The 20023-nt window shown below is 65.1% G+C and carries 20 protein-coding genes; 9 read left to right on the top strand and 11 right to left on the bottom strand.

Annotated elements, in window-relative coordinates:
- Positions 1 to 185 precede the first annotated feature (185 nt).
- On the bottom strand, positions 186 to 1328 hold the full coding sequence (gene solA / locus DEQ67_RS18755) for an N-methyl-L-tryptophan oxidase (RefSeq protein WP_115891579.1): 1143 nt from the start codon (positions 1326 to 1328) through the stop codon (positions 186 to 188).
- 197 nt (positions 1329 to 1525) lie between these two features.
- Between solA and DEQ67_RS18750 the strand changes: the two genes are divergently transcribed.
- Complete coding sequence (locus tag DEQ67_RS18750) at positions 1526 to 2668, top strand: aromatic ring-hydroxylating oxygenase subunit alpha (RefSeq protein WP_004041144.1); 1143 nt, start codon at positions 1526 to 1528, stop codon at positions 2666 to 2668.
- Positions 2661 to 3035, top strand: coding sequence for a hypothetical protein (locus DEQ67_RS18745; RefSeq protein ID WP_004061816.1), 375 nt, complete (start codon positions 2661 to 2663; stop codon positions 3033 to 3035). Before DEQ67_RS18750 ends, DEQ67_RS18745 begins: the two co-directional genes overlap by 8 nt.
- Positions 3036 to 3063: 28 nt before the next feature.
- Here DEQ67_RS18745 and DEQ67_RS18740 read toward each other — a convergent pair whose 3' ends face one another.
- Complete coding sequence (locus DEQ67_RS18740; protein ID WP_004061817.1) at positions 3064 to 3714, bottom strand: helix-turn-helix domain-containing protein; 651 nt, start codon at positions 3712 to 3714, stop codon at positions 3064 to 3066.
- Between the two features lie 242 nt (positions 3715 to 3956).
- Between DEQ67_RS18740 and DEQ67_RS18735 the strand changes: the two genes are divergently transcribed.
- A complete protein-coding gene (locus DEQ67_RS18735) occupies positions 3957 to 4835 on the top strand; it encodes a hypothetical protein (RefSeq protein WP_115891580.1) in 879 nt (292 codons plus the stop codon).
- Positions 4836 to 4989: 154 nt separating this feature from the next.
- Here the strand turns inward: DEQ67_RS18735 and ilvA are convergent, their stop codons facing one another.
- The gene (gene ilvA, locus DEQ67_RS18730) at positions 4990 to 6231 is read right to left on the bottom strand and encodes a threonine ammonia-lyase (RefSeq protein ID WP_004041148.1); all 1242 of its coding nucleotides are present in this window, start codon (positions 6229 to 6231) and stop codon (positions 4990 to 4992) included.
- A 368-nt stretch (positions 6232 to 6599) separates the two neighbouring features.
- Between ilvA and glyA the strand changes: the two genes are divergently transcribed.
- Positions 6600 to 7847 (top strand): serine hydroxymethyltransferase, encoded by a 1248-nt coding sequence (glyA, locus tag DEQ67_RS18725; RefSeq protein ID WP_008608059.1) that lies wholly within the window; start codon positions 6600 to 6602, stop codon positions 7845 to 7847.
- 234 nt (positions 7848 to 8081) lie between these two features.
- Complete coding sequence (locus DEQ67_RS18720; RefSeq protein WP_004041150.1) at positions 8082 to 8501, top strand: GlcG/HbpS family heme-binding protein; 420 nt, start codon at positions 8082 to 8084, stop codon at positions 8499 to 8501.
- A gap of 47 nt (positions 8502 to 8548) precedes the next feature.
- Here DEQ67_RS18720 and DEQ67_RS18715 read toward each other — a convergent pair whose 3' ends face one another.
- The 3 genes from DEQ67_RS18715 to DEQ67_RS18705 all read right to left on the bottom strand — a co-directional run bounded on the left by DEQ67_RS18715 (position 8549) and on the right by DEQ67_RS18705 (position 12416).
- Positions 8549 to 9706 (bottom strand): M20 family metallopeptidase, encoded by a 1158-nt coding sequence (locus tag DEQ67_RS18715; protein WP_115861449.1) that lies wholly within the window; start codon positions 9704 to 9706, stop codon positions 8549 to 8551.
- A 121-nt stretch (positions 9707 to 9827) separates the two neighbouring features.
- Positions 9828 to 11060, bottom strand: coding sequence for a Cdc6/Cdc18 family protein (locus DEQ67_RS18710; protein ID WP_004041152.1), 1233 nt, complete (start codon positions 11058 to 11060; stop codon positions 9828 to 9830).
- A 789-nt stretch (positions 11061 to 11849) separates the two neighbouring features.
- Complete coding sequence (locus DEQ67_RS18705; RefSeq protein ID WP_004061821.1) at positions 11850 to 12416, bottom strand: TATA-box-binding protein; 567 nt, start codon at positions 12414 to 12416, stop codon at positions 11850 to 11852.
- Between the two features lie 272 nt (positions 12417 to 12688).
- Between DEQ67_RS18705 and tenA the strand changes: the two genes are divergently transcribed.
- Genes tenA through DEQ67_RS18690 form a run of 3 tightly spaced genes read left to right on the top strand, consistent with a single transcriptional unit; the run spans position 12689 to position 15659 of the window.
- Positions 12689 to 13354: a thiaminase II gene (tenA, locus tag DEQ67_RS18700; RefSeq protein ID WP_004041154.1), complete on the top strand. Its 666-nt coding sequence runs from the start codon at positions 12689 to 12691 to the stop codon at positions 13352 to 13354.
- Positions 13351 to 14136 carry a TenA family protein gene (locus tag DEQ67_RS18695; RefSeq protein ID WP_115861623.1) on the top strand — a complete coding sequence of 262 codons (786 nt, stop codon included), beginning with the start codon at positions 13351 to 13353 and terminating at the stop codon, positions 14134 to 14136. Before tenA ends, DEQ67_RS18695 begins: the two co-directional genes overlap by 4 nt.
- Positions 14130 to 15659 (top strand): sodium:solute symporter family transporter, encoded by a 1530-nt coding sequence (locus tag DEQ67_RS18690; protein ID WP_115803605.1) that lies wholly within the window; start codon positions 14130 to 14132, stop codon positions 15657 to 15659. The genes DEQ67_RS18695 and DEQ67_RS18690 overlap by 7 nt, the downstream gene beginning before the upstream one ends.
- 6 nt (positions 15660 to 15665) lie before the next feature.
- Here the strand turns inward: DEQ67_RS18690 and DEQ67_RS18685 are convergent, their stop codons facing one another.
- Entirely contained in the window at positions 15666 to 16058 is a 393-nt protein-coding gene (locus DEQ67_RS18685) for a pyridoxamine 5'-phosphate oxidase family protein (protein ID WP_004041157.1), read from the bottom strand.
- Positions 16059 to 16318: 260 nt separating this feature from the next.
- Between DEQ67_RS18685 and DEQ67_RS18680 the strand changes: the two genes are divergently transcribed.
- The gene (locus tag DEQ67_RS18680) at positions 16319 to 17338 is read left to right on the top strand and encodes a lipid II:glycine glycyltransferase FemX (protein ID WP_006600047.1); all 1020 of its coding nucleotides are present in this window, start codon (positions 16319 to 16321) and stop codon (positions 17336 to 17338) included.
- An 18-nt stretch (positions 17339 to 17356) separates the two neighbouring features.
- Here DEQ67_RS18680 and DEQ67_RS18675 read toward each other — a convergent pair whose 3' ends face one another.
- The 4 genes from DEQ67_RS18675 to DEQ67_RS18660 form a co-directional block, all read right to left on the bottom strand.
- Positions 17357 to 18367, bottom strand: coding sequence for an aldo/keto reductase (locus DEQ67_RS18675; RefSeq protein WP_115861445.1), 1011 nt, complete (start codon positions 18365 to 18367; stop codon positions 17357 to 17359).
- A gap of 81 nt (positions 18368 to 18448) precedes the next feature.
- On the bottom strand, positions 18449 to 19186 hold the full coding sequence (locus tag DEQ67_RS18670; RefSeq protein ID WP_004041160.1) for a sporulation protein: 738 nt from the start codon (positions 19184 to 19186) through the stop codon (positions 18449 to 18451).
- Positions 19187 to 19422: 236 nt separating this feature from the next.
- Positions 19423 to 19638, bottom strand: a complete 216-nt coding sequence (locus DEQ67_RS18665) for a hypothetical protein (protein WP_049897149.1) — start codon at positions 19636 to 19638, stop codon at positions 19423 to 19425.
- A 181-nt stretch (positions 19639 to 19819) separates the two neighbouring features.
- Positions 19820 to 20014, bottom strand: coding sequence for a hypothetical protein (locus tag DEQ67_RS18660; RefSeq protein WP_115861443.1), 195 nt, complete (start codon positions 20012 to 20014; stop codon positions 19820 to 19822).
- Between the last annotated feature and the right edge of the window lie 9 nt (positions 20015 to 20023).

Below are 20023 nucleotides of genomic sequence, written 5' to 3'. Positions count from 1 at the left end.
GGATTCGACGCGTCCGCTCCGACCGTGACACGAGTCCACACCCCTCACGATTCAACCAACCCATTGGGGTTACACATCATAACAAGTCGGCTTCGATAATAGTGGCATTTATACGCAAATGAAGAAAACTTACGGAAGTTATATCGTCAAATCGGTTGACGAGCGGCAAGCTCGACCGCCCGTCGTCACTCGAACCGGTCGAGCGAGAACATATCGAGCGGCAGGTCGCTCTCGCCGTCGACGGCGAGGTCAGCGAGGATTTCGCCGATGACGCTGGCGAACTTGAAGCCGTGTCCCGAAAAGCCCGCGCCGACGGCGACCTGCGGGTGGTCCGGCAGCGTGTCGAGGATGAAGTGCTCGTCCGGCGAGTTCGTGAACATACACGTCGCGAGCGACATCGTCGGCCCCGCGGCCTCCGGGAAGTACTTCTCCGTGACATCGCGGAGTATCGCCGCGTCGGCGCGGTTCGGCTCGCGGTCGAAGTCGTCGGGGTCGACCTCCTCGTCGCGGTGGTGGTACTTGCCGAGTTTGAACCCCGGCACGTCGTGGACCGGGAAGCCGTAGAACCGACCCTCGGGGACGCTGAGGTTCCAGACGGGGAACTCCTCGGGCGCGAACGTCGCCGGCGACTCGGGTTGGAACCACGCGAGCGCCTGTCGCTCGGGGATCGCGAGGCCGTCGAGCGCGTCAGCGAGTTTGTAGTTCCACGCGCCCGCGGCGAGCACGAGCGCGTCCGCGACGTACACGCCGCGGTCGGTGCGGACGCGCACGCCGCCGTCGTTCGTCTCCGCCCAGTCTTCGACCCGTTCGCGGGCGCGGATTTCGGCACCCCGGGCCTGTGCCGCTTCGGTATAGCCAATAATCGACTGCTCGGGGACGACGAACCCGCCGTCTTCCTGATAGACCGCGCGGTAGTCCTCGGGGAGTTCGTAGCCGGGGAATCGTTCGTTGACCTCCGCGCCGGTCAGCACCTCGTGCGGGATGTCGTGTTCCTCACAGGAGCGTTTCGAACCCGCGAACACGTCGTTGTCGACGGGGCCGGCGTCGATGGAGCCGGTTCGGTGGATGATATCGCGGCCGGTCTCGCCGGCGAGGTCGTCCCAGAGGTCGTACGCCCGCTCGATGAGCGGGACGTACGACGGGTGTTCGTAGTACGCGCGGCGGATGATGCGGGTGATGCCGTGGGACGACCCCTGCGAGTGAGGGATGTCGTAGCGTTCGAGACCGACGACGTCGAGGCCGCGGTCGGCGAGGTGGTACGCGGTCGCGCTCCCCATCCCGCCGACCCCGACGACGGCGACATCGTATCGGTCGTCGCGGACACTCATTGTGCCCGGCGGTTCGGAACGTCCCCCCTTGACTCTTGACCTGTATCACGGAGCCCCTTTTTCAGAGGAACGACGCTCGGCCCGCCGAGAGCGGCGCTCGCCGCCGAACGGCGGCCGCTCGCGGATATCCACCGCCACTTATACGGGTCCACTATTTCCGACGAATCCTTTTCCACAGATGTGTGTTTCTTCCTCCCATGACACGGTGGAACAACAATCGTGACGAAATCGGTGCGGTAAGTGCCGACATCACCGCGGAAACGAACGCGCTGCCGGCGAGGTACTTCACCGACCCGGAGGTCCACGAGATGGAAAAGGAGAAAGTGTTCGGTCGGTACTGGGTCTACGCGGGCCACGAGACCCACATCCCGGACGCGGGCGACTACTTCACGCGAACCATCGGTGACAAGCAGATAATCGTCACCCGCGACGGCGAGGGCGACGTGCGGGCGTTCTACAACGTCTGTGCCCACCGCGGGTCGAAGATGCTCGACGACACGCCGATGACCGACCCCGGCAGCCTCAGCCGCATCACCTGCCCGTACCACCTCTGGGCGTACGAACTCGACGGGTCGCTCCAGAGCACCCCCAAGAGCTTCGAGGAGGCGAGTCTGAATCCCGACCTCGACGACGACGCCGTCAGCGAACTCGACCCCGAAGAAAACGGCCTCATGGAGGTCAACACCGACGCCATCGGGCCGCTCGTGTTCGTCAACTTCGAGGACGAACCGAGCCTCTCGCTTGCCGAACAGGCCGGGGAGATGAAGACGGAACTCGAAGACCTGCCGCTCGGCGAGTACGAACACGCCCGGCGCTACGTCTCCGAAGTCGAGTGCAACTGGAAGACGTTCAGCGGGAACTACTCGGAGTGCGACCACTGTCAGGCGAACCACCAAGACTGGGTGCAGGGACTCGAACTCATGGAGTCCGAACTCGAAGTCAACGACTACCACTGGGTGCTTCACTACAAGCACAAAGAGGACGTCGACGACGAGATGCGCATCCACCCCGAACACGAGGCCAAGTTCTACTACTTCTGGCCGAACTTCACGGTCAACATGTACGGCACCGCCGACGGCTACGGCACGTACATCATCGACCCCATCGACGAGGGGCGCTTCCAGCTCATCGCGGACTACTACTTCCGCGACTCCGAGCTGTCGGAAGAAGAAGAGAAGTTCGTCCAGACGAGCCGGCAGCTCCAAGAAGAGGACTTCGAGCTCGTCGAACGCCAGTACGAGGGGCTCACGTCCGGCGCGCTCGGGCAGGCACAGCTCGGTCCGAACGAACACACCGTCCACAAACTGCACCGCCTCGCGCAGGACGCGTACAATGCCTGACGACGAGAGTGCCAAACTAGCCGAAAAACCACACGCCGGCGTCGTCACCTGCCCGGCGTGCGACCTCCACGTCTCCGTCACGGAGCCGAACGACGCCGTCGACCTGTACCGTCGACACGCGAACGTCACCGGCCACGACGTCGAGTGGGAGCGCGTCGCGTTCGACGTCGAGGCCGAGAGCGACGACGTGAAAACGGCGCTCACCGAACTCGGTGAGGACCACCCCGACGGCGTCGAACTCGGGCGGCTCGCCGCGGCGCTCGCGGACAACGGCGTCGCCATCGGCGAAACGCTCGACGCCGTCCGCGACCTGCGGATGAGCGGCGAAATCTACGAACCGCAGGACGACTACGTCCTCGCGGTCTGACTCCCGCCTTTCTTCGGGGGTTATTCCGTCACTCGTCGAGGAGAATCGACTCGACCAGCTCCGCGGTCCCCCGCCTGATGCGTCCGCTGACGGCCGTCGGCGAGATGTCGAGTACTTCGGAGAGGTCGTCCAGCGCCGCCTCTCGCGGCTCCTCGAAGTAGCCGTGTTCGTAGGCGGCGACGAGCGCGTCGCGCTGGGCGTCGGTCAGCTTGCTCGGCTCGCCGTTCATCCAGCCGTCCTGTCGGAACATCCGGTTCAGCTCGAAGGAGATGTCGTTCGCCTCGCAGTACTCCCACACCTCTGAGAGCGCCTCGCGGTCCGAAAGCTGGAGCCGAACCCGCCAGCCCGCCGTGTCGTTGCTGCACGCGTCGAGCATGAGCCCGCCGAGTTCCGTGATGATAGGCGAGAGAAGAATCGTGTCGGGCGTGTGTCCGATGCGATACACCGCCGACTCCTCCCGCTCGGAGACGAGCTGCCAGTCGCTGACCGTGTGGTCGACCTCCAGCGCCGCTTCGAACGCCGAGACGTCCGCGCCCTTCACGACGAAGAAAAACAGGCCGGTCTCGGGGTCGGTCGCGGATTGAGAGATGACGTCTATCTCGCTCGCGGCCTCCGACTGAATCGTCGGCGTCAGCGCGAGGTCGTCGTGCGCGATGTCGGCAACGGTTATCAGACTCATCGTGTCTTCACCTCGTGGATACAGAGATTCGACACCGGGGAAGCCGGACTGCCGGTTCGGTTGAAGGTCGCGAACTCGCGTCGACACTCGCGACAGAAGCGTTTCTCGTGGGCACGATATAGTAGTGTGAACATTAGATTTTTGTTTATAGTTTTCGCCGCATATTCTGTGGGGCTATATAAACTGACTCAGTATTCCACACCGCTTTTCAGGGAGTCTCGGCGCGTCCGTCGAAACGGACAATGAGCGTGGGTACATCGCTTCGGCGGCTGGGCGAATTCCTCGAAGAGTGCGAGCGGACGGACGCCGCGAGCGTCCGCGAGTCGTCCGTGACGGTCACGGACTCGGGCGCGTCCGCGGATGTCGAGTTCGCGCTCTCGTCGGACGCCGACGGCGACATCCCCGTTCGAATCCGAGGGGCGTCGCTCGACTCCGACGGGTCGATTGGGCTCACGCTCGGCGTCGACGACGTGCTGCCGAGCGACCGCGAGCACGTCGCCGTCGACGCCGCGGACGTCTCGCTCGACGGCGACCCGGCGGTCGTCGTCACGGTCGCGACCGATGCGCCGACGACGAGTTCAACCGAGACGGCCGACGACGACGCCGATTCCGAACCGCCCGAAGCCGTTCGGAACCCGAACGTGCCGGCGTTCGAAGACACGACGTACCTCGAAGCCGTGTACGCGCGGTACGAGACGTTCGAGCGGATGGCCGACGCCTTCGAGATGGACGTGACGGACGAGACGGTCCGCAGGTACATGATCGACCAAGGCGTCCACGAACCGTCGTCGTACGAAACGTCGCTCGCCGGCGACCCGACGGGCGTCGAGCGACCACCGGCACCCGCGGCGGACGGCGACGGGTCGCCCGAGGCGCTCGCCGACGGCATCGGCCTCCCCGAGTCCGTCACAATCGACCAACTCGCCGACGCCGCCAACGACGCCAAGACCGTCTACGAGTTCGGCAAGGCGCTCGACCTCGAACGCATGGACGCGCTCGACCTGCTCCAAGACCTCGACCTGCTCGAATTCGTGATGGGCCGACTCACGACCGACGACGACCCCGACGTGAGTCGGGCAGACGTCGTGGCGCGCATCCGGCAATCGGCCGGAGAGACGTAGCGGACGCGTCGTCGGTATCGGTGAGTCGCTTCGCGGAGAGGACATCAGCGCGTTCGTCGTTCAAGCCGCGTCCCGCCGCATCTCACACGTCGTGTCAAATCGAGAGGCATTCGAGATTCGGCTGCGAGAACGGTCGAAACCGAGGAACCGGGCGCTAGCTCGGCTCCGAAACGTCGTCGACCGCGTAGCCCGCGTCCTCTATCGTGTCCACGACGGCCGCCGCGTGTTCGGCTCCCTTGGTCTCGATGCGGAACAGGAGGTGGGCCTCGCCGACGTCGAGGGCGTCGACGGCGCGGACGTGGCGAACGTCGTGAATGTTCGCGTCGCGGTCGGCGATGAGCCGGGAGAGTCGCGCCATCTCGCCGGGTTCGTCCCGGATTCGAACCCGGAGACGGAGCGTCTGGCGACGGCTGGTGAGCGCGTGGACGAGCACCGTCTGGAGCATCGTCATGTCCAGATTGCCCCCGCAGAGAAGCGGCATGACGGTCTCGCCCTCGACGTCGAGGTCGTCGCTCAGCACGGCGGCGACGGAGGCGGCACCGGCACCCTCGACGACCTGCTTGGCGCGTTCGAGCAACAGCAGAATCGCCTCCGCGATTTCCCCGTCGGAGACCGTGACGACCTCGTCGACGTGTTCCTCGATGGTTCGGAGCGTCAACTCGGAGATGCCGCCGGTGGCGATGCCGTCCGCGATGGTGTTGGTGTCGTCGAGCGTCACGGGAACGCCCTTGTCGAGGCTCTCGTGGACCGTCTCCGCGCCCTCAGCCTGCACGCCGACGACGCGAATCTCGGGGTCGTGGTGCTTGATGGCGGTGGCGATACCCGAGATGAGCCCGCCGCCGCCGATGGGGACGACCACGGTGTCCATCTCGGGGAGGTCGCGGTACATCTCGACGCCGAGCGTTCCCTGTCCGGCCACGATGTCGCAGTCGTCGTACGCGTGGACGAACTCGGCGTCCGACTCCTCGGCGAGCGACTGGGCGTACGCCATCGTCTCCTGGAAGTCCTCGCCGACGAGTTCGACTTCCGCGCCGTAGTCGCGCGTCGCGTCGATTTTCGTCTGCGGGGCGTTCTCCGGCATCACGACCGTGGAGTCGGCCCCGCACTCGGTCGCCGCGAGCGCGACGCCCTGCGCGTGATTGCCGGCGCTCGCGGCCACGAACTCGTCGATGCCGCGGTCGGTATCCTGTCGAATCTTGTTGTACGCACCGCGCGTCTTGAACGACCCCGTCCACTGGAGGTGTTCCATCTTCAGGTAGACGTCCGCGCCGACGAGGTCACCGAGCGAGGTGCTCCGCTCTATCGGCGTCCGCTTGACGACGCGGTCGTTTTCGAGTCGCTCGCTCGCGCGCTCGATGTCGCTGTACTGCACCGGGAGGGACTCGACCTCACTCATCGGCGGCTCACCTCGGCGGTCGGCCGAACGGCTCGCCGGGGCGTGCGCGTGTCCCCTCGGTTCCGGGACGTTCCGTGGTCTGTGATAGTTCTTGGCACGGTATGTGAGAGACGTGACGAAGTTCCAATATAGAGCTATCGCCGGTGGGTACTCGTCTCGGTGAGAACTGAACACGTAATACGTCGATTTCGGCCGTGAGCGAACCCAATTCAGGATATCTTTCGAAGATATCCAAGCGGCACTCACCGCGCTCATCGACCCGAACACAGAACGTGCGCGTCCTGTCACGTTGTGGTTCTGGTTCGGCGTGCCGGCCTCGTCTCGGGGGACGGCGAAGCGTTATACCGCAGAGTCGAGATGCACCCACGATGCCTTACGACACCGTTCGAGAGACCGATCCGGCCGTCGCCGACGCGCTGGCGGGCGAACGCGAACGACAGAACGATACGCTCGCCATGATAGCGAGCGAGAACCACGTCAGCGAGGCGGTCATGGAGGCCCAAAGCTCGGAACTGACGAACAACTACGCCGAGGGCTACCCGGGGAGCCGGTACTACGGCGGCTGTGAGTACGCCGACGAGGTCGAACAGCTCGCCATCGACCGCGCCAAGGAGCTCTGGGGCGCCGACCACGTCAACGTCCAACCGCACTCGGGCTCGCAGGCGAACATGGGCGTGTTCCTCGCCGTGCTCGAACCCGGCGACAAGATTCTCTCCTTGGACCTGACCCACGGCGGCCACCTGAGCCACGGCCACCCGGTGAACGTCGCGGGGAAGACGTACGAGGTCGAACAGTACGAGGTCGACGCCGAGACGGGCTACGTCGACTACGACCAACTCGCCGCGAAAGCCGAGGCGTTCGACCCGGACATCATCATCTCGGGCTACTCCGCGTACCCGCGAGAGGTCGAGTGGGAGCGCGTACAGGCCGCGGCCGACTCGGTCGACGCGTACCACCTCGCCGACATCGCCCACATCACGGGCCTCGTCGCCGCGGGCGAACACTCGTCGCCCGTCGGCACCGCGGACTTCGTCACCGGCTCGACCCACAAGACGATTCGGTCGGGTCGCGGCGGCATCATCATGTGCGACGAGGAACACGCCGACGACGTCGATTCCGCGGTCTTCCCCGGCCTCCAAGGCGGACCGATACTGCACAACGTCGCCGGCAAGGCCGTCGGCTTCGGCGAGGCGCTAACCCCCGAGTTCGAGGAGTACGCCTCGCAGGTCGTCGATAACGCCGCCGCCCTCGGCGAGCGGTTACAGGAACGCGGCCTCGAACTCGTCTCCGGGGGGACTGACACGCACTTAGTTCTTGTCGACCTCCGGCCGTCGCACCCGGACACGACGGGCAAGGACGTGGAAGCGGCGCTCGAAGAGGTCGGTATCGTCCTCAACGCCAACACGGTTCCCGGCGAGAGTCGTTCGGCGTTCAACCCGAGCGGGATTCGCGCCGGCACGCCCGCGTTGACGACCCGCGGCTTCGACGAGGAGGCCTGCCGGACCGTCGCGGACCTCATCTACGAAATCGTCGACGCGCCGCACGACGAGTCGGTCAAGGGGTTCGTCGACCAGAAGGTCGACGAACTAACCGCCGAGTACCCGCTGTACGACTGACCGGCTATCGGGTCGGTTCGCCTCGAACCGAACGTCTTCTCGATGCGTCTTCGACCCGATTCCGAGGGTTGACAATAAGTATAAGATAACCAATAATTGTTGTTCTCCCGTCAGCGTCGTTCGAGGGTCACTCAGACGCCCGAAATCGGGAGAGAAGAGCGAAATCGGCCGCTCGTTCGAGACCCGCGGCGCACGTATAAGTAGGGCCGTCGAGACCGGTTTCGACGAAGCGATATGTCCGATGCAATCAATCTCGAGACGGCGAAGACACTCATCGAAGCGGCGGAAGCGGAAGCCGAGTCGATGGGGCTGCGAATGGTGATTACGGTCGCGAACCCGGAGGGTAACCTCATCGCACAGCACCGAATGGACGACGCGTGGCTGGCGAGCGTCAACATCTCTCGAAACAAGGCGTACACGGCGGCCGCGCTGCAGATGCCCACGCACGAACTCGCCGAGGGGAGCCAGCCCGGCGAGTCGCTGTGGGGCCTCCAGACGACGGACGAGAATCGACTCGTCGTCTTCGGCGGCGGCTATCCGCTCGAAGTCGACGGCGAACTCGTCGGGACCGTCGGCGTCAGCGGCGGCGAGGTGTCCGAAGACATGGCGGTCGCGAGCGCCGCGGTCGAGCGGTTCGAAGAACTCGTCGAATAGCCGAACGCGGCGTCACGTTTTTTCAGCCCGTCAGCCGACAGTCGGTGTCAGTCTGCGCCGGCCTCGAACAGCCCGCGGAGCGCCGTGCGGAGGATGTCGTACCCGGCTTCGACCTCCGACAGTTCGATGTACTCGTCGTAGGCGTGGGCCTGCGCCATCGACCCCGGCCCCCACGTAATCGCGTCCATCCCGGCGTCGTTGACGAGGTTCCGAACGTCGGTCGCCGCCCGAATCCCCCACGGCTCGGGGTCGATATCCGCCCGCTCGGCGGCCGCGTCCCGAAAGCGCGCCGCGATGTCGCTGTCGGTCGGAACCGCCGCCGATTCGTAGACTCGCGTTCGCGTCCACTCGACGTTCAGGTCGTGTTCGGCCGCCACGTCGGAGAGCAGCGCGTCGATTTCGGCGTCGACTTCCTCGACTGTCTCAGCGGGGACGAACCGCCTGTCGACCGTGATGGTCGCGCTCTCCGGGACGACGTTCTCCTTCGTCCCCGCCTCGAACCGCGTGACGGTCGCGGTCGGATGACCGACGAGCGAGTCGGCGCGCGCTCGAATCTCCTCGTCGTACGCTTCGAGCGCGTCGAGAACGGGCCGGGCGTTCCCAATCGCGTTGTCCCCCTCGTCGGGCCGGCTCGCGTGCGACGGGTCGCCGCCGACGGAAATCTCGTACCAGCCGAGGCCCTTCGCGCTCGTCGCGGTCCGCAACGCCGTCGGTTCGAGCACGACGCCGTAGGTGCCGTCGTAGCCGCGTTCGAGGAGCGTCTTCGTCCCCGGTTCGGCCGTCTCCTCGCCGACGGCGGCGTGGAACACGAGCGAGCCGTCGAGCGCTCCGGACTCGAACGCGTCGGCGAACTCGACCGTCGCGAGCATCGCGAGGGCGACGCCGCACTTCATGTCCGCGCTCCCGCGACCGTACAGTCTGCCGTCTCTGACGGTCGGGTCGTACGGTGGATGGGTCCACTGGTCTCGGTCGCCCGCCGGGACCACGTCGAGGTGGCCGTTGAGGACGACCGAGGGTTCGCCGTCGCCGACGCGGGCCGCGACCTGCGGTCGGTCGGGGAACGGTTCCTCGACGAGCGTCGCCGAGACGCCTCGGGAGTCCAGCCAGTCGGACACGAACTGCGCCGCCGCCGCCTCGTCCCCCGGCGGATTCTCCGTCTCGATTTCGACGAGACTCGTAAGCAACGAGCGTAACTCTTCGTCCATGGTTTCGGTCGTCTATCGACAGAGACGGACGTGTGTTAAGGGTTCGTGCGGTAGCTTTTTTCCGACGCGGCCGACAGCATCGGAGACCCGTGCGGACGCAGGCGTCGCGTGCCGTGCGTCGCTATTCGAGCGTGGAGATACGGCTGTCCCGGAGGAGCACTCGCTTGACGATGTCCGGGTCCTCGAGCAGGCGGTGGGTCCCGTGGACGCCCTGTCCGCGGCCGCGCCCGCGGACCTCCGACTGGATGACGTTGAGGAAGTCGAGTTCCTGCAGGAGTTCCTGCACGCGGCGCTCGGAGAGTTGGTCCATGTCGAGGTCGTCGGCGACGGTGAGATACTGTCGGTAAATCTTGTTCGTCGTAATCTCGGCGGTCTTCCGGCCGCCGGTCTGGAGGACCAGCGAGTAGAGGACGGCCTTCGACTGCGTGGCGGTCCCTTCGAGGAGTTCGCTGAAGCGGTCGGCCTCGCTTTTCTCCTTGGCCGCCCGCACGTGGTCGTCGGTGACGGTCTCGGCGCTCTCGTTTCGCGCGATTCGGCCGGCGTTGCGCAGGATGTCGATGGCCTTCCGGGCGTCGCCGTGTTCCTGGGCGGCGAGCGCGCTCGCGAGGGGAATCACGTCGTCGGTGAGGACGCCGGGCTTGAACGCGTCCTTCCGGTTTTCGAGGATTTCGCGGAGTTGGTTCGCGTCGTACGACGGGAAGACGAGTTCGTCGTGGGCGAAGCTCGATTTGACGCGCTCCGTGAGTTCCTCGGGGTAGTCGATTTTGTTCGAGATGCCGATAATGCCGATGCGCGAGTCCACTATCTTTTGATTCTCGCCCGCGCGCGAGAGCTTTCGGAGCACCTCGTCGTCGCGGAGCATATCGATTTCGTCGAGGATGACGATGGTCACGTCGGAACAGGTGTCGAGCACCTGCCACAGGCGGTTGTAGTAGTCGCCGGTCGACAGCCCGCGCTCGGGAATCGTCATCCCGCTTTTCGACGGGTCGTTGACCTGCGAGGCGAGCGTCTTGATGACCGAGGCCTCGGTGTGCTGTTCGCCGCAGTCGATGACGGCGATGCGGACGTCGACGTCCTCGCGGACCGCCTCGTGCTGGAGTCGCTCGCTCACGAGGCGAGCGGTGAGCGTCTTTCCCGACCCGGTCTTGCCGAAGATGAACAGATGGGTCGGTTCGCGTCCGAAGATGGCGGGGTTGAGCGCCTGTGCGACTTTCGACATGTGCTCGTCGCGGCCGACAATCTTGTCGGGACCGGGGAGATGAGAGATTTTGAGGATATCCTCGTTCGCGAAGATGGGTTGGTCATAGCGGAACAGCGGGTCGCGGGTCCCACCCTCGCTCTCGTCCGATGTCATGTGAGTTCGGTATTCATACTCACCCGTAATAAATGTGAAGGGGTGGACTCGCGTTTGTAACAGCGACAAATACGGCCGTTTGAACGGCACTTCGGACCCGGTTTTGGATTCGACGATCAACGAGTAGTATCGCGCAAGTAAGACCGTCAGACACCACCCTCGCGTTTGTAACGGCAGAGGCGGTCACGAGGAAGACACAGTCGGTGGGGGGTACACTCGCGTTTGTAACTCGGCCTCCGAGAGACCACCCTCGCGTTTGTAATCGAACGGGGGAGTACCGTCGCGTTTGTAACGTCGAGTGGTGAAAGGGGCAGTGCAGACACACCACCCTCGCGAATGTAACGCGAATCGGCGTGGGGGGTGGGCCGACGGGTGAGGTGTTATCGGTTGATTTTGCCCCTATATTTACAAACGCGAGGGGGGTGTGTCGAATCTCCCTAGGGACTGGCGTAGCCGTTACAAACGCGAGGGGTGTGTGTGTTCCCGAGGACAGATGGTCTACTCGTGAGTGACACCCGGTCCTCGAAGAGTAGTCATGGTATCTCGACATCACACTATCACTAGTAGCTAGACTACTAGTTCTACTACTCAACACAACAAAAAACAATAAAACAACAGCAACAAAATAATAACAACAACAAAATAACAAAGCAGCACAAAATCCAACAACAAACAACGAACAACGAATCCGTGACCGGTCTGCCGGCTTCCAGTTCACTACCCCCCAACCACGCCAACACGTCGGGCAACACCCCGTCGCTCACCGCCGACCGAGCACCCGACGAGTTCTCACCCGAGTAGTCCGAGTTCGCGAACGTCATCGTCGACGGTTTCGAGGGCTGCTTCGGCGTCGCCAACCCGCTTCGCCCCCGTAATCACGATTTTCCCGCTCCCGAACATGAGGACGACGACGCTCGGTTCGTCGAGGCGGTAGACGAGTCCGGGGAACTGCTCGGGTTCGTACTCGACGGCTTCGAGACCGAGGCCGATAGCCAACGCGTTCAGGTTGAGCGCCGCCCCGAGGTCGGCGCTCGAAACGATGTTTTGGACGGTGATATCCGGGTCGTCGGGAATCGGGATTCCGAGTTCGGTGAACTCGTCGAACAGCGTTTCGATGGCCGTACTCACGTCGTCGACGCTGTCCGCGCCGGTGCAGACGACTTTGCCCGACCGGAAGACGAGACACGCCGACTTGGGATTTCGAGTCCGATACACGAGTCCGGGGAAGTTCTCGGGGTCGTAATCGGTCCCGTTCATGTCGAGCGAGAGTCGTTCGAGGTCGAGCTCGACCGGAACTTCCGTCGAAGCGACGACGTTCTGAATCTCGATGGACCCGATGGCGTTCACCTGCGACATCTTGTGAAATAGTTGACACTCATTCGCCTTAAACTACCGGGGTCGTTTCTCCCCGTTAACCACCGGACAACTGGACAACCGGGCGGCTAATCGGCCGTCGACCGGACAACAGTCCGGATTTGGAACACAGTCCGGACTTAGAAACCGTCGAACGGTGGCGACCCCGTTGAACACATCCGATACGCTGGTCCGAGACGCCGCTCTCCCGCACGAATAACTAATGAATACTACCCCATCATAATTCTTTTCAGCGTCTTCTTCGATTACTCGCTATGGCGTTCACAGACACGATTCACGACGAGGCCGACGAGTTCTGGTCGGCCATCCTCGACCATCCGATGGTCGTCCGACTCGGGGAGGGGAGCCTCGACGAGGAGCCGTTCCGCTACTGGGTGCGGCAGGACTACGTCTACCTCGTCGAGTACAGTCGTCTCTTCGCGCTCGGTGCCGCGAAGGCCCCGACGCTCGACTCGATGGGGACGTTCGCGAGCCTCCTCGAATCGACCGTCAACGAGGAGATGGACCTCCACCGGAGCTACGCCGCCGAGTTCGGCATCGACACCGACGAACTCGAAGCCACGACGCCGTCACCGACGACCCGGGCCTACACGGATTTCCTCGTTCGCACCGCGACGCTCGGCTCGTTCGGCGATATCGTCGCCGCCTTGCTCCCCTGCATGTGGGGGTTCAACGAGACGGGACGCCGCCTCGCGGACGCGGGTGTCCCGGACCACGACCAGTACGCCGCGTGGGTCGAGATGTACGCCGGCGACGAGTTCACCGAACTCACCGACTGGTGTAAGGCGCTCATGGACGACGTGGCCGCGAGCGCGACCGAGTCGGACCGCGAGCGCTACCGCGACCTGTTCCGCACGTCGGCGCAGTACGAGTACCTGTTTTGGGACGCCGCGTGGCGGCAAGAGGAGTGGCCGCTATGACCGACGGCGACCCGTCGGACTCGGTCGGCTCGCCCGGTGAGAGCCAGCCGGCCCCCGAGACGTACGACGAGTTCGCCGCGTCGCGGTCGGACCCGCGCTTTACCGACTGGCTCCGCGACCGCGCGGGCGAGTCGTGGGACGACGCGACCGCGCACCGACTGACGCGGGAACTCGCCGCCGACGAACTCGCGGACGACGTGTTCAGGCAGTATCTCGTGCAGGACTACGCCTTCGTGGAGACGCTCGTCGGCGTCTTCGGTCACGCCGTCGGCACCGCGCCGACGATGTCGTCGAAGTCGGAACTCGTCTCGTTTCTCGGCGTCCTGACCGACGACGAGGACGACTACTTCCTGCGGGCGTTCGACGCGCTCGACGTGCCCGAATCGGTCTACTCGGAGCCGAAAACCACGCCGACGACGCGCGCCTTCATCGACCTCCTCGAACGCGCCGCGGGGCAGGGCGGGTACGCCGAGACGCTGGCAGTGCTCGTCCCCGCCGAGTGGGTCTACCTGTCGTGGGCGACCGCCGCGGCCGACGCTGACGACTCCCCGTCTCGATTTTACCTCTCCGAGTGGGTCGACCTCCACGCAGTCGACGACTTCGCGTCGTTCGTCGAGTGGCTCCGAACCGAACTCGACCGCGAGGGTGCGGCCGCCTCGCCGCGCCGACAACGGCGGCTCGAACAGCTGTTCCGTCGCACGGTCGAACTGGAGGTCGCGTTCTTCGACGAGGCGTACGAACTGGGCCGAGGTTCGTCCCGACCGGGTGACGACCGATGGTGAGTTCGACCGTCGCGCTCGGGCTAACCGTCGCGACGCTCGTCGCGTTTACCGGCGTCGGCGTGTGGTTCTCCCGGGGTCGCGTCGGCTCCGTCGAGGACCTCATCAGCGCCCGCGACTCCGCGGGAAGCCGGCGGACGACGTCGACGCTCGTCGCGTCCGTCATGGGCGTCTGGGTGCTGTTTTCGGCCCCCGAAGCGGGCGCGAGCTTCGGTATCGCGGCCGTCGTCGGCTACGCGGTCGGCGAGGCCGTCCCGATGCTCGTCTACGCCCGCCTCGGCCCGCGAATCCGGGAACTCATCCCCGAAGGCCACTCGCTGACCGAGTACGCCCACGCCCGATACGGGACCGCGATGTACGCCTTCGTCCTCCTCGTGAGCGCGCTCTACATGTTCATCTTCCTCGCCGCCGAACTGACCGGCATCGCGGGCGCGCTCTCGCTCGTCGCCGGCGTCCCGCAGTGGCAGACCGCGCTCCTCGTCGGCGGCTTCGTCCTGCTCTACACGAGTTACGGCGGCCTCCGGGCCAGCATCGCGACCGACGCGGTCCAAGCGGTCGTCGTCATCCCGCTCCTCTTGCTCGCGTTCGCCGGCGCACTCGTCGCGCTCGGCGGCCCCGCCGCCGCCATCGACGGCATCACGGCGACGAACCCCGCGCTCCTCGACCTCGGGGCGGTCGCCGGCCTCCAGTTCGGCCTCGCGCTCGCGTTCGCCATCCTCGGCGCGGAACTCATCAACCAGACCTGGTGGCAGCGCATCTACGCGGCCGACTCGTCGGAGACGGTCGGGCGGAGCTTCCGGACCGCGGCGCTCGCCAACGGAGCTATCGTGTTCGTCACCGCCTTCTTCGGCGTCGTCGCGGTCGGCAACGCCGCCGTCGTCACCGACCCCGCGAGCGCGGGCTACAACGCCGACGCCGCCTTCTTCGTTCTCCTCGGCGAGGCGTTCCCCGAGTGGCTCGTCCTCGCGGCGGTCCTCCTCGCGCTCCTGCTCGTGATGAGTTCCATCGATACGCTGTTCAACGCGCTTTCGAGCCTCGTGACCGCGGACCTCGCCCGCCTGCTCGCGGAGCCGAGCGACCGCCGCCTCGCCCTCGGGTCGCGGGCGCTCACCATCGCCGTCGCGGCCGCCGCGATTTACGTCAGTCTCCGTGCTCAGAGCGTCCTCCGACTGTTCTTCTTCGCTGACCTGCTCGGCGCGGCCGTCGCCTTCCCGCTCGTCTACGGGCTGTACTCGACGCGAATCACCGGCCTCGGGGCGCTCGCGAGCAGTCTCACCGGGCTCGCCGTCGGCCTCGCGTTCTTCCCCGACCTCCGCGGCGTCATCACGTCGATTCCGGTCGTCGGCGGCCTGCTCCCCGCGGCCGACCCGCTGTATCTCACCTCCTTCGGCGGGGCGTTCGTGGTGTCGACGGCGGCGTCGCTCGTCGCCGCCCGATTCGCGGACGCCGGGTTCGACCTCGGGCGGCTCTCGCGGGAGATTCGGCGGTTCGACGACGGCCAAACTGACGCGCCGTCGTCCGACTGAACGACTTCAGTACTCGCTGACCGTCGCGGTCCCCACCGAGATGCGGACCAACTCGTTTTCGGGCCACGCCGACTCATCGGCCCCGTACTTCCGATTGATTCGCCGCGTGGCGGCTCGCAGGGCGTCGTCGTCGGTGACGACGGTGGCCGTTCCGAGAACCGTCACCTTCCATTGCGCCTGTCCCTTCTCGTCCTTCTGGATGGAGAGCGCGACGCGCGGGTTCTCGCGGATGTTAGCGAGCTTTCGGCCCGTGGTGAGCACTTCGATTACCCCGCGGTCGGCCGCGTAGTCGAACCAGACGGGCGCGACGTGGGGGCGGTCGTCGACGCTGGTCGCGAGGTGCGCCATGAGCGGTTCGCTCGTCACGAGCGACGCGGCGCGTTCGGAGAGACCGGCCATGGTCGAAGTTCGGTCTCACCGCGTAAAACGGTGGCTTCGACCCGGCGTTACAAACGCGAGGGTAGTCCCCGCTTTGACGGCTTCCTCCCGACTCGTCGACTTCCGACCCGCGAACGTTTGCACCGTCGTCGGATTCTTATCTGAGATTTGCCGTTAACGACTGCCGTGATGCGGTTGTGAGCCGTCCGAAGCGGGTCAAATCACCCGCATAACGGGCGCATAACAAAGAGGGCTGACGCGACAGTTCAGGCACCTTACTCATGAGTATCGAGGTTCGGCGGGCGACTGGAGACGACGTCCACGGCTGGGACGCGTTCGTCGAACAGTCACCGCATGGCAACGCGTTCCATCAGTACGACGCGCTGGAGATTCAGGCGGCGCACGCGGGCGCGGAGTTGGTTCCGCTCGTCGGACGAAAAGGCGAGGAGGTCGTCGGACTGTTTCCGGTGTTCCGAATCAACAAGGGGCCGATAGCGACGGTGTTTTCGCCGCCGCCGGAGCTTCGCGTCGCGTACCTCGGTCCGGTCCTCCTGAACATGGACCACATGAAACAGCGAAAGCGCGAGGGCCGACACCACGAGTTCATCGACGACTGTCTCGCATGGGTCCGCGACGAGATTCGGCCGCGCTACGCCCACATCCGACTCGACGGCCGGTACGACGACCTCAGGGCGTTCTCGTGGAACGACTACGCGATAACGCCGCAGTACACCTACCACGTCGACCTCTCGCCCGGCGTCGACGACGTGTTCATGAGCTTCAGCAGCGACGCCCGGTCGAACATCCGGAACGCGCCCGACGACGCGTACACCATCGAGGAGGGCGGCCCCGAAGCAATCGCGCGCATCGTCGAACAGGTCGCCTCGCGCTACGAAGCGCAGGGCATCTCCTATCGGTCGTCGCCGGAGTTCGTCAGGGACCTCTACGCCACCCTTCCCGAGGGACAGATTCGCCCCTACGTCCTCCGAATCGACGGCGAGTTCGCCGGCGGAATCCTCGCCGTCGACTACAAGGAGACGGTGTCGCGGTGGCAGGGCGGCGTCCGGGCCGACGTGGACTCAGACCTCGCCATCAACGACCTGCTGGACTGGCGCATCATGCGCGACGCGATGGACCGCGGGCGGACGACTTACGACCTCGTCGGCGCGAACAACCGCCGCATCAACCGATACAAGGCGAAGTTTAACCCCGAACTTCACCCCTTCTACTCCCTCGAACGGAACGCGCCGGGGATGAAGACGCTCGCGCACCTCTACAAGACGATTCGCGAGGGCGTGTAATACTGCCCAAATAGGCCGTTAGAGCCCCGCGTAGGGGTCGGGCTTCGCCCCAGTCAGGCGGTCGACCTGCTCGTCCGTGAGGTCGATGGTCGCGGCTTCGAGGTTCTCGGTCAGCTGTTCGACCGTGCGCGCGCCGACGATGGGTGCGGTGACGCCGTCGCGGTGCATGAGCCACGCGAGCGCCGTCTGCGCGGGCGTCGCGTCGACTTCTCCGGCGACCGCATCGAGTTCGTCGTGCACGTCGAAGTTCTCCTCGGTCAGATACGACTCCTCGAATCGGCTGGACTCCGCGGCGCGGGACTCGCCGGTGAGACCGTCCTCGCGGGTGTACTTTCCGGTGAGAAAGCCCTGTCCGAGCGGGCTCCACGGGCAGACCGCGATGCCGTACGAGCGGGTCATCTCCAAGTAATCCCCTTCGATTTCGCGGTCGACGAGGTTGTACCGCGGCTGTGCGACCGTGAACGGCTCCCAGCCCTCGGCGCGGGCGATTTCGTTCGCCCTCGCCACTTTCCAGGCGTTCGGTCGGAGCGTCGACGCGCCGAGGTAGTGGACCTTCCCGTCTTCGACGAGACCGTTGAGCGTCTTCATCATCTCGCGCGTGGGCGTCTCGTCGTCCCAGCGGTGGATGTAGAGCACGTCAACGTAGTCGGTGTCGAGGCGGTCGAGTAGGGCGTCGATGCGGTGGCGGACGTTCTTCCGGTTCGTCCCGCGGCTGTTCGGGTCGCCGTCGCGAATCTGCCAGTAGATTTTGGACGCGATGGTGAAGCGCTCTCGGTCTCGGTCCTCGAGCCAGTCGCCGATCCAGCGCTCGCTCGCGCCGCCGCCGTAGATGTCTGCGGTGTCGATGAAGCGCCCGCCGGCCGCCTCGTAAGCGTCGAGCAGTTCGTGCGCGCGCTCCTCGTCGATTTCGACGTTGCCCTGTTCGGTCTTCTTGCCGAACCGCCACGTCCCGAACTGGAGTTCGCTCGTCTGGAGGCCCGTCTCGCCGAACGGGACGAAGTCCAGGTCGATGTCTTCGAGTGTCGTCATGCCGGCAGAGATACGCCGAATCGACGCAAAAACGTTGGGTCGCCGGAAGTGAGTTGGGGTAATTCGTCCCGTGCGCCGCCGTCAGGCGTTGGCGCGAATCAGCGACTCCAGCTCGTCGCGCACGTCGCTCACGTCGGTGGTCCGAACCGTCGTCTGGACGGTCCGCTCGTCTAAGTCGCTGAGCTCGCTCAGCACGCCGCCGCGGCGGTCGACTTCGAGGAACAGTTCGAGCGCGTCTTCGTCCGGTCGCGGCACGACTTCGAGTTCGTCTACATCGCCGGCGAACGGACCCGACGTGGGTCGGAACTCGAACTCTTGGACGAAGCGCCGCGACGAGGTGAACACGCCGTGGGGGTCGGCCTCGCACTCGGCGGTGTGCAGCGAGAAGCCGAGGTCGTCGAGCGCGTCGAAGACGGCTTGCAGCCGCGGCGTCGGCTGGACGTTCAGGTAGTCTTTGTCTTCGGGGTCGACGGCCAGTTCGATGTCGAGTTCGGTCTCGACCCACACGTCGACGTTCCCGAGTGTGACGGGCGTCCCGTGGGGAATGTCGAGTGACACGTCCCGTGTCTCTTGTTCGTCCGGTTGGACAGTGAGGCTCTCCGCGAGGGTGTACTGCGCGATATCGACCTCTCGGTAGCCGTCGTCGGTTCGGTAGCGGGTCTCCAGCTCGAACCGAACCTTCCCGATTTCCTGTTCCGCCGACCCGCCTTCGATGCGAACCTCTGCGTCGACCGTCTCGCCGGGGCGGACGGTATCGGAGGGGAGGACGGTATCGACGGTCGCGTTGCCGATTCCGATTCGTGCGAGGACCTTCTTCATGATGCACCCCGCACGTCTCGCTCGCGGTGTAAGTATCTCGTGGCTCCTCTCGATTCTCGTGACGGATATGTGCGTCTCACGAGTCGCACGGGAGCTATATAGCCGAAAATCTTCGCGTGTCACAGGATAGTCGCACCCGACTCCCGCGAGCGGGTCGCGGTCGGCGCGGCCTCGCACTTCGTCGCGTCCGGTTCGGCGGTCCGCCTTCGCGTCCGGTCAGGCCGGCGCGGCAGCGCTCACGTCACGAACACGTCGCCTTCGACTTCGTAGAGATAGCCCTTGTTCAGGAGTTCGTCGACGGCCGCGGGGTCTTCACCCGCCGAGCGAACTCGTTGGCGCGCGTCCGCCACGGGCATCCCGGCGTCGCGGTCAGCGACGAGGGGCCGAAGGTGCTCGAACGCTCGCGTCGCGCGAGGAGAAAGCGGTGTATGTCCACCCTGTTTCGGTGTCATCGAGTCCTCTGTTCGCGACCACGGAACGCTCCGTAAAGAAGGTGGGTGCCGATTCGGATGTTTCGCGGAACGGCGACTCGCCGTCGAATGGGCAAACTTGAGGCGTACGGATGACGCCTCGCACTCGGCGGACGATTCTGATTCGTGACGCAGTACAGCACGCACCCCGAGCGGAACGCGCTCACCTCTCGGCGGACAGTTCGTCTCTTTTCACGAGCAGAACGACCGCGATAATCGCTGCGAATATCGTGTGTGACTGCCGCAGCGTGCTGGTTTCGATGACAGCCGAAAACTGAGTTACCACGATTACGAACGCGGCAGCGTAGAGCAGACACGGAACGATGAGATACATCGTCAGCGCCCTGGTTCGCCTCATGGGAACCCG

It is taken from the genome of Haloferax sp. Atlit-48N, assembly GCF_003383015.2.
Taxonomy (GTDB): domain Archaea; phylum Halobacteriota; class Halobacteria; order Halobacteriales; family Haloferacaceae; genus Haloferax; species Haloferax volcanii.
The sequence above is the reverse complement of the archived record's forward strand: the minus strand, read 5'-3'. Positions and strand labels throughout refer to the sequence as shown.